The following is a 15011-nucleotide window of genomic DNA, read 5'->3' on the forward strand; positions in this document are numbered from 1 at the left end:
CGCAAGATACGGGGCATTTTCATTTTCAGGCCCGATAAAGCTCAGTACTGATTGGGTTCCATCTCCAACTCGACCTTGAAGCGCTTGAAGATATCTTGCTGGATGCGTAGCGCCAGCTGGGCAATCTCCTGCCCGGTGGCAGTGCCGTAATTGACCAGCACCAGCGCTTGCAGCTTGTGCACGCCCACATCGCCCTCCCGGAAGCCCTTCCAACCGGCCTTGTCGATCAGCCAACCGGCGGCGAGTTTCATTTGGCCGTCGGCCTGAGGGTAGGCCACCAGGTCCGGATACTGGCTTTGCAGTTCAGCCGCCAGGGCCTGGGACACCAGTGGGTTCTTGAAGAAGCTGCCCGCATTGCCCAGCTCCGCCGGGTCTGGCAGTTTCTCGCGGCGAATGCTGCAAATCGCGCGGCTCACATCGCTTGGCGTGGCGTGGGTGATGCCCTGCGCGACCAGGCGCTGTTGCACCGGGCCGTAGTCGAGTTTCAGGTGAGTGGCGCGGCTGAGGGCAAAGCGTACCCGCAGGATCAGCCAACGCCCGACTTCGTGCTTGAACAGGCTGTCACGGTAAGCAAAGTTGCATTCGTCGAGGCTGAAGTCCCGCAGTTCGCCCGTCTGGCGATCCAGGGCGGTGAGACCGGCAAACACATCCTTGATCTCTACGCCATAGGCACCGATATTCTGCATCGGCGCCGCACCGACAGTGCCGGGGATCAGACTGAGGTTTTCCAGGCCGCAGAAGCCGTGTTCAAGGGTCCACAGCACAAACGGATGCCAGGCTTCGCCCGCTTCGGCTTCGACCACCACGTGCGTGCCATCGTCGCTCAGCACGCGAATGCCTTGGGTCGCCATACGCAACACCAGCGCCGGAATATCCTGGGTCAACAGTAAATTGCTGCCGCCACCGATCACCAGCAACGGCACCGCGTTTGCCGAGGCATAGGCGATGGCCTCGCGCACGTCAGCATCACTGTGGGCCTCGGCGAACAATTGCGCGTTCACATCGATGCCAAAGCTGTTGAATGGCTTGAGCGATACCTGCGCAAGCACTTGCAAGGTCATAACCGCCCCTTCAATTCGATCACCAATAAATCACAGGCGCGTTCGATCAGGTCCAGGACCCGTTCGAAACCTTGCTCACCTTCATAGTAAGGGTCTGGCACCTCGTCCACTTCGCCATCAAAGCGACGCAGGAACAAATCCAGCTCGGCCTTGCCCTGCCCTGGCTGCATGGCTTTGAGGTTGCGCAGGTTACTGTGGTCCATGGCCAGGATCAGGTCGTAGCGGGCAAAGTCAGCGCGGGAAACTTGCTGGGCACGCTGGCTCGACAAATCATAACCTCGCGCCAGCGCCGCACGCTGGCTGCGCTGGTCCGGCGGGTTGCCGACATGCCATTCGCCGGTACCGGCAGACGCAACCTCAACCTGGCCCGCCAAGCCGGCTTCGCGCAATTTATGGCGCAAGATGCCTTCAGCGGTTGGCGAGCGGCAGATATTGCCCAGACATACAAACAGAACTTCCATCAGGCGCCCAGCAGGCGACGGACGCGCTCGAGGTCTTCCTGAGTGTCGACACCGGCTGGCGGTGCTTCCAAGGCATCGCCCACGTGGATACGCACGCCGTGCCAGAGGGCACGCAGTTGTTCCAGGGACTCGGTATTCTCGAGCCAGCAAGAGCCCCAACTGACGAAGTCGTGCAGGAAACCGGCGCGGTAAGCATAGATGCCGATATGGCGGCGATATGGCACGCCCTCCGGCAACACGTCGCGATTCTTGGCAAAGGCATCCCGCGCCCACGGCAAGGTGGAGCGACTGAACGTCAGTGCCAGGCCGTTGATGTCGCTGACCACTTTCACCACGTTCGGGTTGAACAGCGTCTCGATGTCTTCGATCGGTTCGGCCAGGGTCGCCATACGCGCCTCGCCATGGGCCGCGAGGTTGGCAGCGACCTGATCGATGACACCCGGCGGTATCAATGGCTCGTCACCCTGCACGTTCACTACGATCGCGTCGGGTGCCAGACCCAGCTGAGTGGCGACTTCGGCCAGGCGATCAGTGCCGGAGTTATGGTCTTCGCGGGTCAGTACCGCTTCGGCACCAAAGCCTTTGCACGCCTCGATAATACGCGGGTCATCGGTGGCCACTACCACGCGCTCGGCGCTGCTTTTGCAGGCTTGCTCCCACACCAGCTGAACCATCGGCTTATCGCCGATCATTTGCAACGGTTTGCCCGGCAGGCGCGTCGAGGCATAGCGCGAGGGGATGACAACGGTAAAGGCGGTGGTCATTTATCCAGGCGCTCATCGGTGGTCAGGGTACGGGCTTCGCTTTCGAGCATGACCGGGATGCCATCACGGATAGGGTAAGCCAGGCCGGCACCTTTGCTGATCAGCTCGGTTTTGTCGGCGCTGAGCTTGAGCGGGCCTTTGCAGATCGGGCAAGCGAGGATATCGAGCAGTTTGGTGTCCATGAGTGTTTCCTGGAAAGAAGCGTTTTAAGGCAAGAGACGGTTGGGCAGCAGACGCATCAGCTGCGTGTCGAACCAGGCGACGAACGCCGGCGACGGTACCGCATCCACCGCAAGGTACCACCAGTCGGGCTGGGCAAAGGCGCGGCACTTCACCGCGTCCTTTTCGGTCATGACCAGCGGCAATGACGGGGTAAAACTCAAGACCTCGGCGCTGTAGGGCGCGTGGTCGGCAAAAGCATGGGGCAGCGGCTGCCAGTGTAGCGTTTCAAGGGTATTGAAGAAACGTTGCGGGTTACCGATACCGGCCACCGCATGCACCTGCTGGCCCTGCGGGAAATAGGTGACCGGCTGGCGCTCGCCGCTGTGCAGGTTGACCAGCGCTGTGGGCTGCAGGCGAAAGGCAAAACCTTCTTCACGGTCCGAGACGGCACCGTTATAGAGCACCGCATCCACACTGTGCAGGCGCTCCACCGGCTCGCGCAACGGCCCGGCCGGCAGGCAGCGGCGGTTGCCGAGGCCGCGGGCGGCATCGATCAGCACCAGTTCAAGATCGCGGGCCAGGCGGTAATGCTGCAGGCCGTCATCGGAGAGGATCAGGTCCAGAGGTTCACTGGCCAGCAGGGCCTTTACCGCGCGACTGCGATCGGGGTCAATCATCAAAGGGACGCCACTGCGCTGCACGATCAGCAAGGGTTCATCACCGGCCACCTCGGCACTGTGGCCGGCCTCGACCCGCCACGGCAACTGCGGCGGCTTGGCACCGTAGCCTCGACTGACCACGCCCACGCGCAAGCCGCTGCGGCGGCAGTGCTCGATCAACCACAGGATCAACGGCGTCTTGCCGGTGCCGCCTACCGTGATATTGCCCACCACGACCACTGGCACCGGCGCTTGATAAATCTCGCCCTCGCCCGCCACGAAGCGCGCACGCTTACGTTGCACCACGCGGCGATACAGCGATTCCAGTGGCCGCAACAATGCCAGTGCCGGGTGGCCCTCGTACCAGGCCTTGAGTAAGCGCTCGGACATGGCCATCAGGGCGGGCTCGCCGCCTCGACGGTGGTCATGCGCAAATGGCTGAAACCGAGCTTGCCGGCAGCGTCCATGGCGGTGATCACGGATTGATGCGGAGTCTTGCCATCGGCGCTGATGGACAGCGGCAATTGGGTGTCGCCGCCGGACTCCTTTTGCAAGGCCTCCATCAGGCTGGCTAGGTCGTTTTTCTCCAGCAACTGGTTATTCACCGAAAACACCCCTTCGGCGCTGATGGCGATGTCCAGTTGCTTGACCTGCTGGTCTTCGGCAGGCGAGCCGCTTACCGCTTCAGGCAAGTCGACACGCAGCTGGGTTTCGCGGGTGAAGGTGGTGGTCACGACAAAAAACAGCAGCAGGATAAACACCACGTCGATCAACGACGCGAGGTTGATATCGACATTTTCCCGTTGCTTGCGGCGAAATTTCACGCTTTGCCCTCGACCAGGTCTACATCACGGTCGCCCTGCACCACCTCTACCAGCTTGATGGCTTCCTGTTCCATGCCGACCACCAGCTCATCAATGCGCCGCTGCAGGAAACGGTGGAAGAACACCGAAGGGATACCCACCATCAAACCCGCGGCGGTGGTGATCAAGGCCTTGGAAATGCCCCCGGCCAGCACCGACGCGTTGGTGGTCATACCCGAGCCCGTGAACGCACTGAAGATATCGATCATGCCCAGGACCGTGCCGAGCAAACCCAGCAACGGCGCCATGGCGGCGATAGTGCCAAGGGCGTTGATATAGCGCTCCAGCTCATGGATGACCCGGGCGGCCGCTTCTTCAATGCACTCTTTCATGATCTCGCGACCATGCTTGGAATTGGCCAGGCCGGCGGCGAGGATTTCACCCAGTGGCGAATTGGCACGCAGCTCCTTGAGCTTTTGCTTGTCGAGCTGCTTGTTCTTGATCCAGCCCCAGACCTGCCCCAGCAAGTGCTCGGGGGTGACGCGACTGGCGCGCAGGGTCCACAGGCGTTCGGCGACGATGCCGAGTGCGACGATGGAGCTCAGAATGATCGGCAACATCATCCAGCCGCCGGATTTGACCAATTCCCACACAGTGAATGTCCCCTCGAAAAAGTGCGCCACTTTACCATATAGGGTCAACAGAGGGGTTCACCGGCTACAGGTCCGTCTGTCGCGGTTCGAGACGTTGGTAACGCCTGATTACGGTAACGGTTCGCGCCAGAAACGACGTTGGCTGCGCGCAACCGTCGCAGGCACAAACGCCCCCAGGCGCAGGCGCACGGCGCCCTGTTCGGCGCTGTCATACACCCGGCTGCCCAGCGCTTGGTAGCGTTTCAGGACCTGCGGATGAGGATGGCCGAACGTATTGCTGCGCCCGCGGGAAATCAACACCGAGGTGGGCGCCAACCGTTGTACGAAAGGCCAGGACGAAGAACTACGGCTGCCGTGGTGCGGAGCTTGTAGCCAGTCGGTCGGAACCGCCAGCGGGGATGCCAGAAACGCCTGTTCGGCGGCGCGATCAATGTCGCCGGTGAGCAGCAGGCGTTCGCCATTGGCCTCGACTTGCAGCACGCACGACCTCGGATTGCCCTCAAGCCCACCCGCCCACTGCCACAGCTCAAACGACACGCCGTCCCACTCCCAGCGCTCGCCGCTGGTACAGGGCTGGGTGGCGAGAAAGGATGGCAAGCCCTCGGTTTCGCCGCCCACCACGCGTTTGACGGGCAGCCCCCGAGCCACCGCCGCCGCACCACCGGCGTGATCGGCGTCGGCATGGCTGAGCAGCATCATGTCCAACTGCCCTACCCCGAGTTTTTTCAACGACGGCAACACGACGCGCGCGCCGAGGTCGACAGGCCCCGAGCGCGGCCCGGCATCGTAGAGCAAGGTGTGGTGGCGGGTACGCAGGATCAGTGCCTGCCCCTGGCCGACATCCAGTTGCAGCACCTCTACCTGTCCGTGGGGCACCCACTCCCGGGGCGGAAAAACGGCCATCAACAGCATGGGCCAGCCCAACACCCGGAACGGCACCCCTTTGGGCAGCAGTAACACCACTGCGCCCATCAGGCTGACCAGCCAATACCCCAGCGGCACCTCGGGCGGCACCCACGCCGGCAACTGCGCAGCCAGCAGCGCCAGGCCCTTGAACAATCCGTCCAGCGCGCCGCCAGCCAGCCACAGCACACCTTCCCCCGCCAGCGGCACCCACAACAACGCCGTGCCCAGCAGCGCCAAGGGCAGCACCACCAGGCTGATCCACGGCACGGCAAACAGATTGGCCACCGGTGCGCTGAGGCTGATGGGCAGACCCAGCACCAGCAACACCGGAAACAAGCCTATGGCAATCAACCACTGGGGCCGGGTCCACGCCTGCCAGACGCTCCACGGCCCCAAGCGCCCGCCGAACGCCAGCAGCAACACCGCGACCGCCGCAAACGAAAGCCAGAACCCCACCTGCAGGCTGGCCAAGGGCTCCAGCACCAGCACGCCATTCAGCGCCAGCAGCAACGGCCACCACAGCCCCAAATGGCGGAAACGCAGACGCCACAGCAACACCAGGCCGACCATCACACAGGCCCGCTGCACCGGCACGCCAAACCCCGCCAGCAGGCCATAACCCAACGCTGCGCCAAAAGCCAGGCCGCACGCCCACGGCAGCCACGGCCAGGTTCGGGGCCAGCAACCATAGCGCGCCAATACCGCGACCAAGCCGTAGATCAAGCCCGCCAGCAAGCCGATGTGCTGCCCGGAAATCACCAGCAGATGCACCGTGCCCGTGTCCTGCAACACCTGCCAATCCTCAGGTGCCAGGCCGGAACCGTCGCCCAATACCAGCGCCGCCAGCCCTGCCTCGCGGCCTTGGGCATCCACCGCCATCAGGCGCTGGCGAACAGCATCGCGCCAGGCATTGCGGGCGGGTGCGAGACGCTCACCGTCTTTTACCGTTGCAGTGGCACCGATACGCTGGGCCAGCAGCCAGACTTCGTGGTCAACTCCATGAAAATTGAGCAGGCCCGCAGGCCGCTTGAGTGTCAACGCCAAGCGCCAGCGTTCGCCACTGTTCACCACTGGCCCGCCGTGCCAGGACACGCGGATACGTTTGGGCAGCCGGACCTTGCGCGACCGGCCGTCGGCCAGTTCAAAGCGCACGCCCGTAACCGTCTGCTGGGGCAAGCCGACCACATGCCCCTCCACCCAGCGAGTTTGCCCGTCCAGGGCCGGCTGCAGCCGATCATCCAGCGCCCGCTGCGCGCTGAGACAGGCCCAACTCAAGCCCACCAGAAAGAACGCCACGGGATAGGACCGAAAAGGCAACAGCATCAAGGCCAGCACCAGCATGGCCAATAACCCGGCACCAGGCGGCAACACCGGCAACCAACGCAACGTCAGCAACCCCAGCGCCAACGCCAACATCCCTGTCTTCATGGATCATCCTTTTCCAGTGATCCACTCAGTCTTAGCCGGCTGAACGACAGCGCCTATGATGTTTTGTCACAAAGTCTGAATTTTCTGTTTATAGAATCCGGGCATACTTGCCCCTCGAATTGACCTGGACCCCATATGCCCCGGCGCTTATTCAAACGGTACATGCCCGATCCCAGCAGTATCAGGGAACACAAGTCATTACAGTTTCTTGGCACGCTGCTGCATGACCCCAACCTCTGGCATCTGAACCGGCACTCCGTGGCGCGCGCCATGGCGGTGGGTTTATTTGCGGCGTTTATCCCGATTCCGTTGCAGATGTTGCTCGCCGCAGTGCTCGCGATCTCGGTGCGCGGCAATATGCCTATTGCCATCAGCCTGGTGTGGTTGACCAACCCCATCACCATGCCGGTGGTGTTCATCTGCACCTATATGACCGGCGCCTGGCTGATGAACGTGCCGCCACGCAGCTTGCCCGATAACCTGACGTGGGAATGGATCAGCGGCCAGTTGAGCACCCTGTGGCAGCCATTCTTGCTGGGTTCGGTGGTATTGGGGGTGGTATTGGGCGCCCTGGCCTACTGCCTGACCATGGCGTACTGGCGCTGGTGGGTAGCGCACCAGTGGAAAAAACGCAAACTGCGTAGGCGCTGAGCGCTAACGGGCCAGCAAACGCAAATGCACCCGCAGACCCTGCCCGGTGTTTTCTGCCCATAAGCGACCGCCCTGGCGCTGCACGGCGTTGCGGGCAATGCTCAGGCCCAGGCCGAAACCGCCATCGCCGGGCCGCGAGCCGTCCAGGCGGGTAAAGGGCGCGAAGATGCGCTCCAAGTCACCCTCCACAATCCCCGACCCCTGATCCTGCAGCCAGATATGCCAATAATCTCCCTCACGGCAGCCGTCGAGTTGCACGCAGCCGCCCTTGGGGGAGTGGCGTATGGCGTTACGCAGGATATTTTCCAGGGCCTGGGCCAGTGCATTCAGGTTGCCTCGCACCCAACTGTCCGCCGGTAACAGGCACGGCAAGCGCGATGCGGGCCAACCGCTTTCAAAACACGTGTTCTCACTCAATATGTCCCATAACGCCTGGAGCTGAATATCTTCCTGGGGCAGTGGCGTCGTTTCGCTGTCGAGCCAGGCCAGTTGCAGGCTGTCTTCCACCAGGCGCTGCATGGCGTCGATTTCCCGACCCAGGCGTTCGCGCAGTTTGGCCAGGTCTTGCTCGCTGTCGCAGGCTACCCGCAGGCGGCTCAAGGGTGTGCGCAGTTCATGGGACATATCGCGCAGCAACTGCTGCTGCAAACGCACGGTGCCCTGCAGGCGTTCGGACATATGGTCAAAGGCGCGGCCCAGCTCGCCCAGTTCATCCTGGCGGCTGGTGGCATCACGAGACATTCGCGTATTGAGTTGGTCCGCACGCCAGGCGTTGGCCTGCTCGCGCAATTGATTGAGGGGCATGATCAGCAGCCGATAAAGGCCGATGCACAGCAACAGGGTAAATAGACCTGGAATCACACCATTGGTGACCACTCGCCAGAACAGCTGATAGCGCCCAGGCATAAAGCGCTGCGGCAGCTCGATCACCAGCGACCCCGCGCCAGGGTCGACCGGAAACGGCACCTTCATCCAGGGCAAACCGATGACATGCCGGCTGACCGGCCAGTCCAATCCACGCAAAAACGTCAGGCGCTGGCTTTCCTTGTCACTCAAGGGGGTGCTGCCCAGGGACTGCAAGTCGTTACCGATCACGCCAACCCAGATGCTTTCACGCTCGGCCATTCGCTGCAGCCAAACGTCCACGCCAGCACTGCCCTGTGTGCTCCACGCCAGTTCGGCGCCGGCGGCATAGCCAGTGAGAATCTCCCGCGACTTCTCGGACAGGTACGCGCTCTGCTGCTCCATGTAGCGGCCCCACGACCAACTGAGCCAAATCATCAGCAAACAGAAGGCGATCAACAGGCAAGCCAGCTTCCAGAACAACGAGTGTTTGCCAGGCAGTCGCTCAAAGCCCTTCATCGTGACCGCTCAGCACGTAGCCCTTGCCCCACACGGTGCGCACTTCCCGCTCGATGTAACCGATGGCCTTGAGCTTGCGGCGGATCTGGCTGACGTGCATATCGAGACTGCGGTCATGGGGTGCGTAACCGCGCTGCAACACCTGCTGATACAGGAAGGCTTTGCTGAGGACTTCTTCGGTATTGCGGTGCAGGGTTTCCAGCAGGCGGTATTCGCTGCGCGTGAGCGCGGCCCACTGGTCCTGGCAGGACACATCGCAGCGCTGATCATCAAAGTGCAGCACGCGGGCATCTTCGGGTGCCGGGGCACGCGGCGGCTCGGGTCGGCGGTCCAGGGCAACGCGGCGCAGGATCGCTTCAATACGCACGCACAATTCAACCATGCTGAACGGCTTGGGCAGATAGTCGTCCGCGCCCAGGCGAAAGCCGCTGATGCGATCGGCTTCAGCGCCCAGCGCCGACATCAGGATCACCGGCATGGCGTGGCTCTGGCGCAAATGGGTGAGGATCGACAAACCGTCCAGCCCTGGCAGCAGAATGTCCATCAGCACCAGGTCGAAGGCCTCGGCGCGGGCCAGTTGCAGGCCCTGCTGACCGTTCCGGCACCAGGTCACCTGGAAGCCACTGCGGCCAAGCTGCTCGTGCACATAGGCGCCCAACACCGGGTCGTCTTCGATAGTCAGGATACTGGGTAGGCCAACTGCTGCGGGAGTCATTAGCGTCTGCAAGTCATTCTCAATCACTGATTATTCAAGATTAAACGTTCACAGGCAATCGCCACCCGGCGCCGAATGGCCCGAAGATTGCCGTATGTCATTAATTTGCAAGATTCCAGGCCGTGCAAATGGCTACACTGCGCAGGTGGCGCGGGCCGGATGCCGGCGTGGATGATTGATAACAACGTGGTAGCAGGAGAGTGGCGTGCTTAGAAGAATGGGGATAAAAGGCCGCGTACTGTTGCTGACCTTATTACCGACTAGCCTGATGGCGTTGCTGTTGGGCGGCTATTTCACCTGGATGCAGCTCTCGGAGTTGCAAACCCAGATGCTGCAACGCGGCGAAATGATCGCCGAGCAATTGGCGCCGTTGGTGGCACCTGCCCTCGGTCATAAGAACACCGACCTGCTAGAGCGCATCGCGACCCAGTCCCTGGAGCAGCCGGATGTGCGCGCGGTGTCGTTCCTGGCGCCAGACCGCTCTTCCCTGGCCCACGCCGGCCCGACCATGCTCAACCAGCCGCCCACCGGCAACAGTTCGCACCTGTTGCAGCGCACCGGCAACGACGCCACCCGCTATTTACTGCCGGTGTTTGGCCGCCATCGCAACCTGGCGGGCGAGCTGATTCCGGATGAGGCCGACCGCCTGCTGGGTTGGGTCGAAGTGGAGCTGTCTCACAATGGCATGTTGCTGCGTGGCTATCGCAGCCTGTTCGCCAGCCTGCTGTTGATCGCCATCGGCCTGATGTGCACCGCCGCCCTCGCCCTGCGTATCAGCCGCACCATCAATTCGCCGATTGGCCAGATCAAGCAAGCGGTGGCCCAACTCAAGGACGGCAACCTGGAGACACGCTTGCCACCCTTGGGCAGCCAGGAGTTGGACCAGCTCGCCTCGGGCATCAACCGCATGGCCGAAACCCTGCAAAATGCCCAGGAAGAGCTGCAACACAGCATCGACCAGGCCACCGAAGACGTGCGCCAGAACCTGGAAACCATCGAGATCCAGAACATCGAGCTCGACCTGGCGCGCAAGGAAGCCCTGGAGGCCAGCCGTATCAAGTCGGAGTTCCTGGCCAACATGAGCCATGAAATCCGCACGCCGCTCAACGGCATCCTCGGTTTTACTCACCTATTGCAAAAAAGCGAGCTGTCGCCGCGCCAGTTGGACTACCTGGGCACTATCGAAAAATCTGCGGATAACCTGCTGGGCATCATCAACGAAATCCTCGATTTCTCGAAGATTGAAGCCGGCAAACTGGTGCTCGACAGCGTGCCTTTCAACCTGCGCGACTTGCTGCAAGACACCTTGACCATCCTCGCCCCCGCCGCCCATGCCAAGCAGCTCGAACTGGTGAGCCTGGTGTACCGCGACACGCCGCTGGCGTTGGTGGGCGACCCGCTGCGGCTCAAGCAGATTCTGACCAACCTGATCAGCAATGCGATCAAGTTCACCCGCGAAGGCACCATTGTGGCCCGAGCGATGATTGAAGATGAACAAGAAGACAGCGTGCAATTGCGCATCAGCGTGCAAGACACCGGCATCGGCCTGTCCAACCAGGATGTGCGCGCCCTGTTCCAGGCATTCAGCCAGGCCGACAACTCGCTGTCGCGCCAGCCCGGCGGCACCGGTTTGGGCCTGGTGATTTCCAAGCGGTTGATCGAGCAGATGGGCGGCGAAATCGGCGTCGACAGCACGCCGGGTGAAGGCTCCGAATTCTGGATCAGCCTGAACCTGCCCAAAACCCGTGACGACGTCGAGGACCTGCCCGCCGCGCCGCTGCTGGGGCGGCGTGTGGCCGTGCTGGAAAACCACGAACTGGCGCGCCAGGCCCTGCAACATCAGTTGGAAGACTGCGGCCTGGAAGTCACGCCCTTCAACACCCTGGAAAGCCTGACCAATGGCATCACCAGTGCGCACCAGACCGAACAGGCCATCAGCCTGGCGGTGCTGGGTGTCACGGCCAATGACATTCCGCCCGAGCGCCTCAACCAACACCTGTGGGACCTTGAACACCTGGGCTGCAAGGTGCTGGTGCTGTGCCCGACCACCGAGCAGATGCTGTTCAACCAATCGGTGCCCAACCCCAACAGCCAATTGCAGGCCAAGCCCGCTTGTACGCGCAAGCTGCGCCGCTCGCTGGCCGATCTGATCAGCCCGCGCCCTTCGCGCAGCGAACCCGGTGAGCCGTTGTCCAGCCGTGCGCCACGGGTGCTGTGCGTGGACGACAACCCGGCCAACCTGCTGCTGGTGCAAACCCTGTTGGAAGACATGGGTGCCAAGGTGCAGGCGGTGGAAAGCGGTTACGCGGCGGTCGACGCCGTGAAGCAAGAAACTTTCGATTTGGTGCTGATGGACGTGCAAATGCCCGGCATGGATGGCCGCCAGAGCACCGAGGCGATCCGCCAGTGGGAAAGCGAACGCCACGGCACGCCGCTGCCGGTGGTAGCCCTCACGGCCCATGCCATGGCCAACGAAAAACGCGCCCTGCTGCAAAGCGGCATGGACGACTACTTGACCAAGCCCATCAGCGAGCGGCAATTGGCCCAGGTGGTCTTGAAATGGACCGGCCTGGCGCTGCGTAACCAAGGCCCGGAGCGCACCCATGAGGGTGCAGCCCAGGGCGTGCAGCTCTTGGTACTCGACCACGAAGAAGGCCTGCGCCTGGCCGCCAACAAGGCCGACCTGGCCGCCGATATGCTCGCCATGCTGCTGGCCTCCCTGGAGGCTGATCGCCTGGCGATTACCGTCGCCCGCGAAGCCAATGACAACCACGCCTTGATCGAACGCGTGCACCGCCTGCACGGCGCCACGCGCTATTGTGGCGTACCGCAATTGCGGGCGGCCTGCCAGCGCGCCGAAACCCTGCTCAAGCAGGATGACGCCAAGGCCATGGCTGCGCTGGATGAACTGGACATGGCGATTGCACGGTTGGCCAGTGAAGCCAGAGTAAGTGCCTGACCGTCCGACTGTAGGAGCGAGCTTGCTCGCGAAAAACCAGAGAACACCGCGTTAAACCAGAATGAACGCGTTATCGTTGACGTTTTTCGCGAGCAAGCTCGCTCCTACAAGTACGCATCTATTCTGTCATTGCAGGGAGCCTTTTCAATGCGCGTCATTCTCTTCAGCAGCCAAACCTACGACCGCGAGAGTTTCCTCGGCGAACCGCTGCCGGCCGGTATCGAACTGCAGTTCCAACCGGCACGCCTGAACCTCGATACCGTGGCCCTGGCCGAACACCACGAAGTGGTCTGCGCCTTTATCAACGACGACCTCAGCGCCCCCGTGCTGGAGCAACTGGCCAAGGGCGGAACGCGCCTGATTGCCCTGCGCTCGGCGGGCTACAACCATGTCGACTTGCCCGCCGCCCAGCGCCTGGGCCTGAGTATCGTGCGCGTGCCCGCCTATTCGCCCCACGCGGTGGCCGAACACGCGGTCGCGCTGATTCTGGCGCTCAACCGCCGTCTGCACCGTGCCTACAACCGCACCCGCGACGGTGATTTCAGCCTGCACGGGCTCACCGGTTTCGATCTGGTCGGCAAAACGGTCGGCGTGGTCGGCACCGGGCAGATCGGCGCGACCTTCGCCAAGATCATGGCCGGCTTCGGCTGCCAACTGCTGGCCTACGACCCCTTCCCCAACCCACAGGTGCATGAACTTGGCGCCCGCTACGTAAGCCTGCCTGAACTGTTGGCCGAGGCGCAGATCATCAGCCTGCACTGCCCGCTGACCGCCGACAGCAAACACCTGATCAATGCCCGCTCACTGGCGCAGATGCAGCCCGGTGCGATGCTGATCAACACCGGGCGCGGTGGCCTGGTCGATACGCCGGCACTGATCGAAGCGCTCAAGCTGGGCCAGTTGGGCTACCTGGGGCTGGACGTCTACGAAGAAGAAGCTCAATTGTTTTTCGAGGACCGCTCGGACCTGCCCCTGCAAGATGACGTGCTCGCCCGCCTGCTGACCTTCCCCAACGTGATCATCACCGCGCACCAGGCCTTCCTCACCCGTGAGGCCCTGGCGGCGATTGCCGGCACCACATTGGCCAACATTGCCGCGTGGGCCGATGGCCGGGCGCAGAACCTGGTCGAGGGATGATCAGCGGTCACATACCAGGCTCATGATAGGCCGGCACCCGTGATAGGATGCCGCGCCTATTTGGAGGATCCATGGCCGAACACGATTTCCGCTTCAGCTTGCTGAGCCCGCAACACACCCTGATCGAATGCCGCGCCCTGGTGCCGGGCCGTTACCAGGTCACCGGCAACGGTGGTTCGATCAAACATGGCGACGTCCTGATCGTCAGCCTGCGCGGCAGTAAAACCCTGTCGATGCGCCTGACCGTCGAAGGTGACGCACGCTACTCCATCCGCCCGGCAGGCCAGTGGGTCGCCATGGCCCAAGGGCCGAAGTTCGGCGAACTGGAGATTCACACCTGGAAGGTCAACTGCGACAGCTGCGACGCCGTGCTCGAGTTTGAGTTCGCGGTAGAAACCAAGCTGACCAAGGCACCGTTGCAACCGGCTGCCAACGCGCGTATCAAAGAACTGGGCTGGGCCAGCGAAGGCGATAAACACCGCTGCCCGAAATGCCAGCAGGCCGCGCAATGAAAGGCCGCCTGCTGCTCGCCGCAATCGGAGTAGGCCTGGCAGGCTGCGCCGCCGATGGCGCCAAGCTCGAGCGCGACCACAGCTACGTAGTGGAATGGATCGGTGAGCGGCCGTTGATGGACTACGCGCACCTCACCGTCACCCTGGGCGCCGATGGCCGCGCCTATGGCAATGGCGGCTGTAACCACTGGTTTGCGCCGTACACGGTCGAAGGCGACAAGCTCAGCTTCGGCCCAGTCGGCAGCACCCGAAAAATGTGCGCCGAGGCCCTGATGGAGCAAGAACATCGCTTCTTCCAGGCCCTGCAAGGCGTGCAGCGTTGGGACATCTCGCCGATCGAGCAGACGCGGTTCTGGCCGGCCGAAGGCAAGCCGATCCGCTTGTGGCTCGAAGAAGGCTGATCTAGGCGCACTCTCCTGTATTAACGCGGTGTCCTCTGGTTCTGTGGGAGCTGGCTTGCCTGCGATGCGGACGACGCGGTGATTCAGGCACACCAAGTCGATACCTTCGCAGGCAAGCCAGCTCCCACAGTTGACCGCGCCCGGCCACACACTCCACGATGCGAAGCGAGCCGCTTTTGATCTGCTTTTGATCTGCTTTTGATCTCAGGCGCCCCGTTAAACCACGCTGGCCGGAATTCGACAGGGATTTGGGGGGTAAACCGGCAGGGATGCCGGTTTAGCCGCCCCGCGCCATGGATGGCGCGTGGCGGCGGCCCCCCAAATCACTGGCGGATTACGGGCACACCGAGCCTAAGCGAGGTGCCGAGTGGTGGGGC

The 15011-nt window shown here is 62.5% G+C and carries 15 protein-coding genes; 5 read left to right on the forward strand and 10 right to left on the reverse strand.

Annotated elements, in window-relative coordinates; translation table 11 throughout:
- Nucleotides 1-41: 41 nt before the first annotated feature.
- From murB to E1K68_RS16830, 8 genes are all read right to left on the reverse strand, one after another.
- A complete protein-coding gene (gene murB / locus E1K68_RS16795) occupies nt 42-1061 on the reverse strand; it encodes a UDP-N-acetylmuramate dehydrogenase (protein WP_212614448.1) in 1020 nt (339 codons plus the stop codon).
- A complete protein-coding gene (locus tag E1K68_RS16800; RefSeq protein ID WP_057710367.1) occupies nt 1058-1522 on the reverse strand; it encodes a low molecular weight protein-tyrosine-phosphatase in 465 nt (154 codons plus the stop codon). The genes murB and E1K68_RS16800 overlap by 4 nt, the downstream gene beginning before the upstream one ends.
- Complete coding sequence (gene kdsB, locus E1K68_RS16805; RefSeq protein ID WP_212614449.1) at nt 1522-2286, reverse strand: 3-deoxy-manno-octulosonate cytidylyltransferase; 765 nt, start codon at nt 2284-2286, stop codon at nt 1522-1524. Before kdsB ends, E1K68_RS16800 begins: the two co-directional genes overlap by 1 nt.
- Entirely contained in the window at nt 2283-2468 is a 186-nt protein-coding gene (locus E1K68_RS16810; protein WP_003174668.1) for a Trm112 family protein, read from the reverse strand. Before E1K68_RS16810 ends, kdsB begins: the two co-directional genes overlap by 4 nt.
- A 24-nt stretch (nt 2469-2492) precedes the next feature.
- On the reverse strand, nt 2493-3503 hold the full coding sequence (gene lpxK, locus E1K68_RS16815; protein ID WP_212614450.1) for a tetraacyldisaccharide 4'-kinase: 1011 nt from the start codon (nt 3501-3503) through the stop codon (nt 2493-2495).
- Nucleotides 3503-3931: a biopolymer transporter ExbD gene (locus tag E1K68_RS16820; protein WP_003192041.1), complete on the reverse strand. Its 429-nt coding sequence runs from the start codon at nt 3929-3931 to the stop codon at nt 3503-3505. Before E1K68_RS16820 ends, lpxK begins: the two co-directional genes overlap by 1 nt.
- On the reverse strand, nt 3928-4563 hold the full coding sequence (locus E1K68_RS16825) for a MotA/TolQ/ExbB proton channel family protein (protein ID WP_003192043.1): 636 nt from the start codon (nt 4561-4563) through the stop codon (nt 3928-3930). The genes E1K68_RS16820 and E1K68_RS16825 overlap by 4 nt, the downstream gene beginning before the upstream one ends.
- Nucleotides 4564-4671: 108 nt before the next feature.
- Nucleotides 4672-6897, reverse strand: a complete 2226-nt coding sequence (locus tag E1K68_RS16830; RefSeq protein WP_244858821.1) for a DNA internalization-related competence protein ComEC/Rec2 — start codon at nt 6895-6897, stop codon at nt 4672-4674.
- Nucleotides 6898-7032: 135 nt separating this feature from the next.
- On the opposite strand from E1K68_RS16830, the gene E1K68_RS16835 reads away from it, so the two are divergent.
- A complete protein-coding gene (locus E1K68_RS16835) occupies nt 7033-7548 on the forward strand; it encodes a DUF2062 domain-containing protein (RefSeq protein ID WP_003192045.1) in 516 nt (171 codons plus the stop codon).
- A 3-nt stretch (nt 7549-7551) separates the two neighbouring features.
- On the opposite strand, the gene E1K68_RS16840 is transcribed toward E1K68_RS16835, so the two are convergent.
- Nucleotides 7552-8910, reverse strand: coding sequence for a sensor histidine kinase (locus E1K68_RS16840; protein WP_212614451.1), 1359 nt, complete (start codon nt 8908-8910; stop codon nt 7552-7554).
- On the reverse strand, nt 8897-9625 hold the full coding sequence (locus E1K68_RS16845) for a response regulator transcription factor (RefSeq protein WP_057710363.1): 729 nt from the start codon (nt 9623-9625) through the stop codon (nt 8897-8899). The genes E1K68_RS16840 and E1K68_RS16845 overlap by 14 nt, the downstream gene beginning before the upstream one ends.
- Nucleotides 9626-9830: 205 nt before the next feature.
- Between E1K68_RS16845 and E1K68_RS16850 the strand changes: the two genes are divergently transcribed.
- From E1K68_RS16850 to E1K68_RS16865, 4 genes are all read left to right on the forward strand, one after another.
- Nucleotides 9831-12584: a response regulator gene (locus tag E1K68_RS16850; protein ID WP_003192050.1), complete on the forward strand. Its 2754-nt coding sequence runs from the start codon at nt 9831-9833 to the stop codon at nt 12582-12584.
- Between the two features lie 147 nt (nt 12585-12731).
- The gene (locus E1K68_RS16855) at nt 12732-13721 is read left to right on the forward strand and encodes a 2-hydroxyacid dehydrogenase (RefSeq protein WP_212614452.1); all 990 of its coding nucleotides are present in this window, start codon (nt 12732-12734) and stop codon (nt 13719-13721) included.
- 71 nt (nt 13722-13792) lie between these two features.
- Nucleotides 13793-14233, forward strand: coding sequence for a hypothetical protein (locus E1K68_RS16860; RefSeq protein ID WP_003192054.1), 441 nt, complete (start codon nt 13793-13795; stop codon nt 14231-14233).
- Nucleotides 14230-14634, forward strand: coding sequence for an META domain-containing protein (locus E1K68_RS16865; protein ID WP_073526576.1), 405 nt, complete (start codon nt 14230-14232; stop codon nt 14632-14634). The genes E1K68_RS16860 and E1K68_RS16865 overlap by 4 nt, the downstream gene beginning before the upstream one ends.
- Nucleotides 14635-15011: the final 377 nt, after the last annotated feature.

The sequence above is a fragment of the Pseudomonas sp. B2021 genome, from assembly GCF_018135665.1.
Classification (GTDB): Bacteria; Pseudomonadota; Gammaproteobacteria; order Pseudomonadales; family Pseudomonadaceae; genus Aquipseudomonas; species Aquipseudomonas lactis.

Bases quoted from the DNA above. Each gene is read 5' to 3' on its own strand.
- murB (WP_212614448.1), bottom strand. From the start codon at position 1,061: ATGACCTTGCAAGTGCTTGCGCAGGTATCGCTCAAGCCATTCAACAGC.
- E1K68_RS16800 (WP_057710367.1), bottom strand. From the start codon at position 1,522: ATGGAAGTTCTGTTTGTATGTCTGGGCAATATCTGCCGCTCGCCAACC.
- kdsB (WP_212614449.1), bottom strand. From the start codon at position 2,286: ATGACCACCGCCTTTACCGTTGTCATCCCCTCGCGCTATGCCTCGACG.
- E1K68_RS16810 (WP_003174668.1), bottom strand. From the start codon at position 2,468: ATGGACACCAAACTGCTCGATATCCTCGCTTGCCCGATCTGCAAAGGC.
- lpxK (WP_212614450.1), bottom strand. From the start codon at position 3,503: ATGGCCATGTCCGAGCGCTTACTCAAGGCCTGGTACGAGGGCCACCCG.
- E1K68_RS16830 (WP_244858821.1), bottom strand. From the start codon at position 6,897: ATGAAGACAGGGATGTTGGCGTTGGCGCTGGGGTTGCTGACGTTGCGT.
- E1K68_RS16835 (WP_003192045.1), top strand. From the start codon at position 7,033: ATGCCCCGGCGCTTATTCAAACGGTACATGCCCGATCCCAGCAGTATC.
- E1K68_RS16840 (WP_212614451.1), bottom strand. From the start codon at position 8,910: ATGAAGGGCTTTGAGCGACTGCCTGGCAAACACTCGTTGTTCTGGAAG.
- E1K68_RS16845 (WP_057710363.1), bottom strand. From the start codon at position 9,625: ATGACTCCCGCAGCAGTTGGCCTACCCAGTATCCTGACTATCGAAGAC.
- E1K68_RS16855 (WP_212614452.1), top strand. From the start codon at position 12,732: ATGCGCGTCATTCTCTTCAGCAGCCAAACCTACGACCGCGAGAGTTTC.
- E1K68_RS16860 (WP_003192054.1), top strand. From the start codon at position 13,793: ATGGCCGAACACGATTTCCGCTTCAGCTTGCTGAGCCCGCAACACACC.
- E1K68_RS16865 (WP_073526576.1), top strand. From the start codon at position 14,230: ATGAAAGGCCGCCTGCTGCTCGCCGCAATCGGAGTAGGCCTGGCAGGC.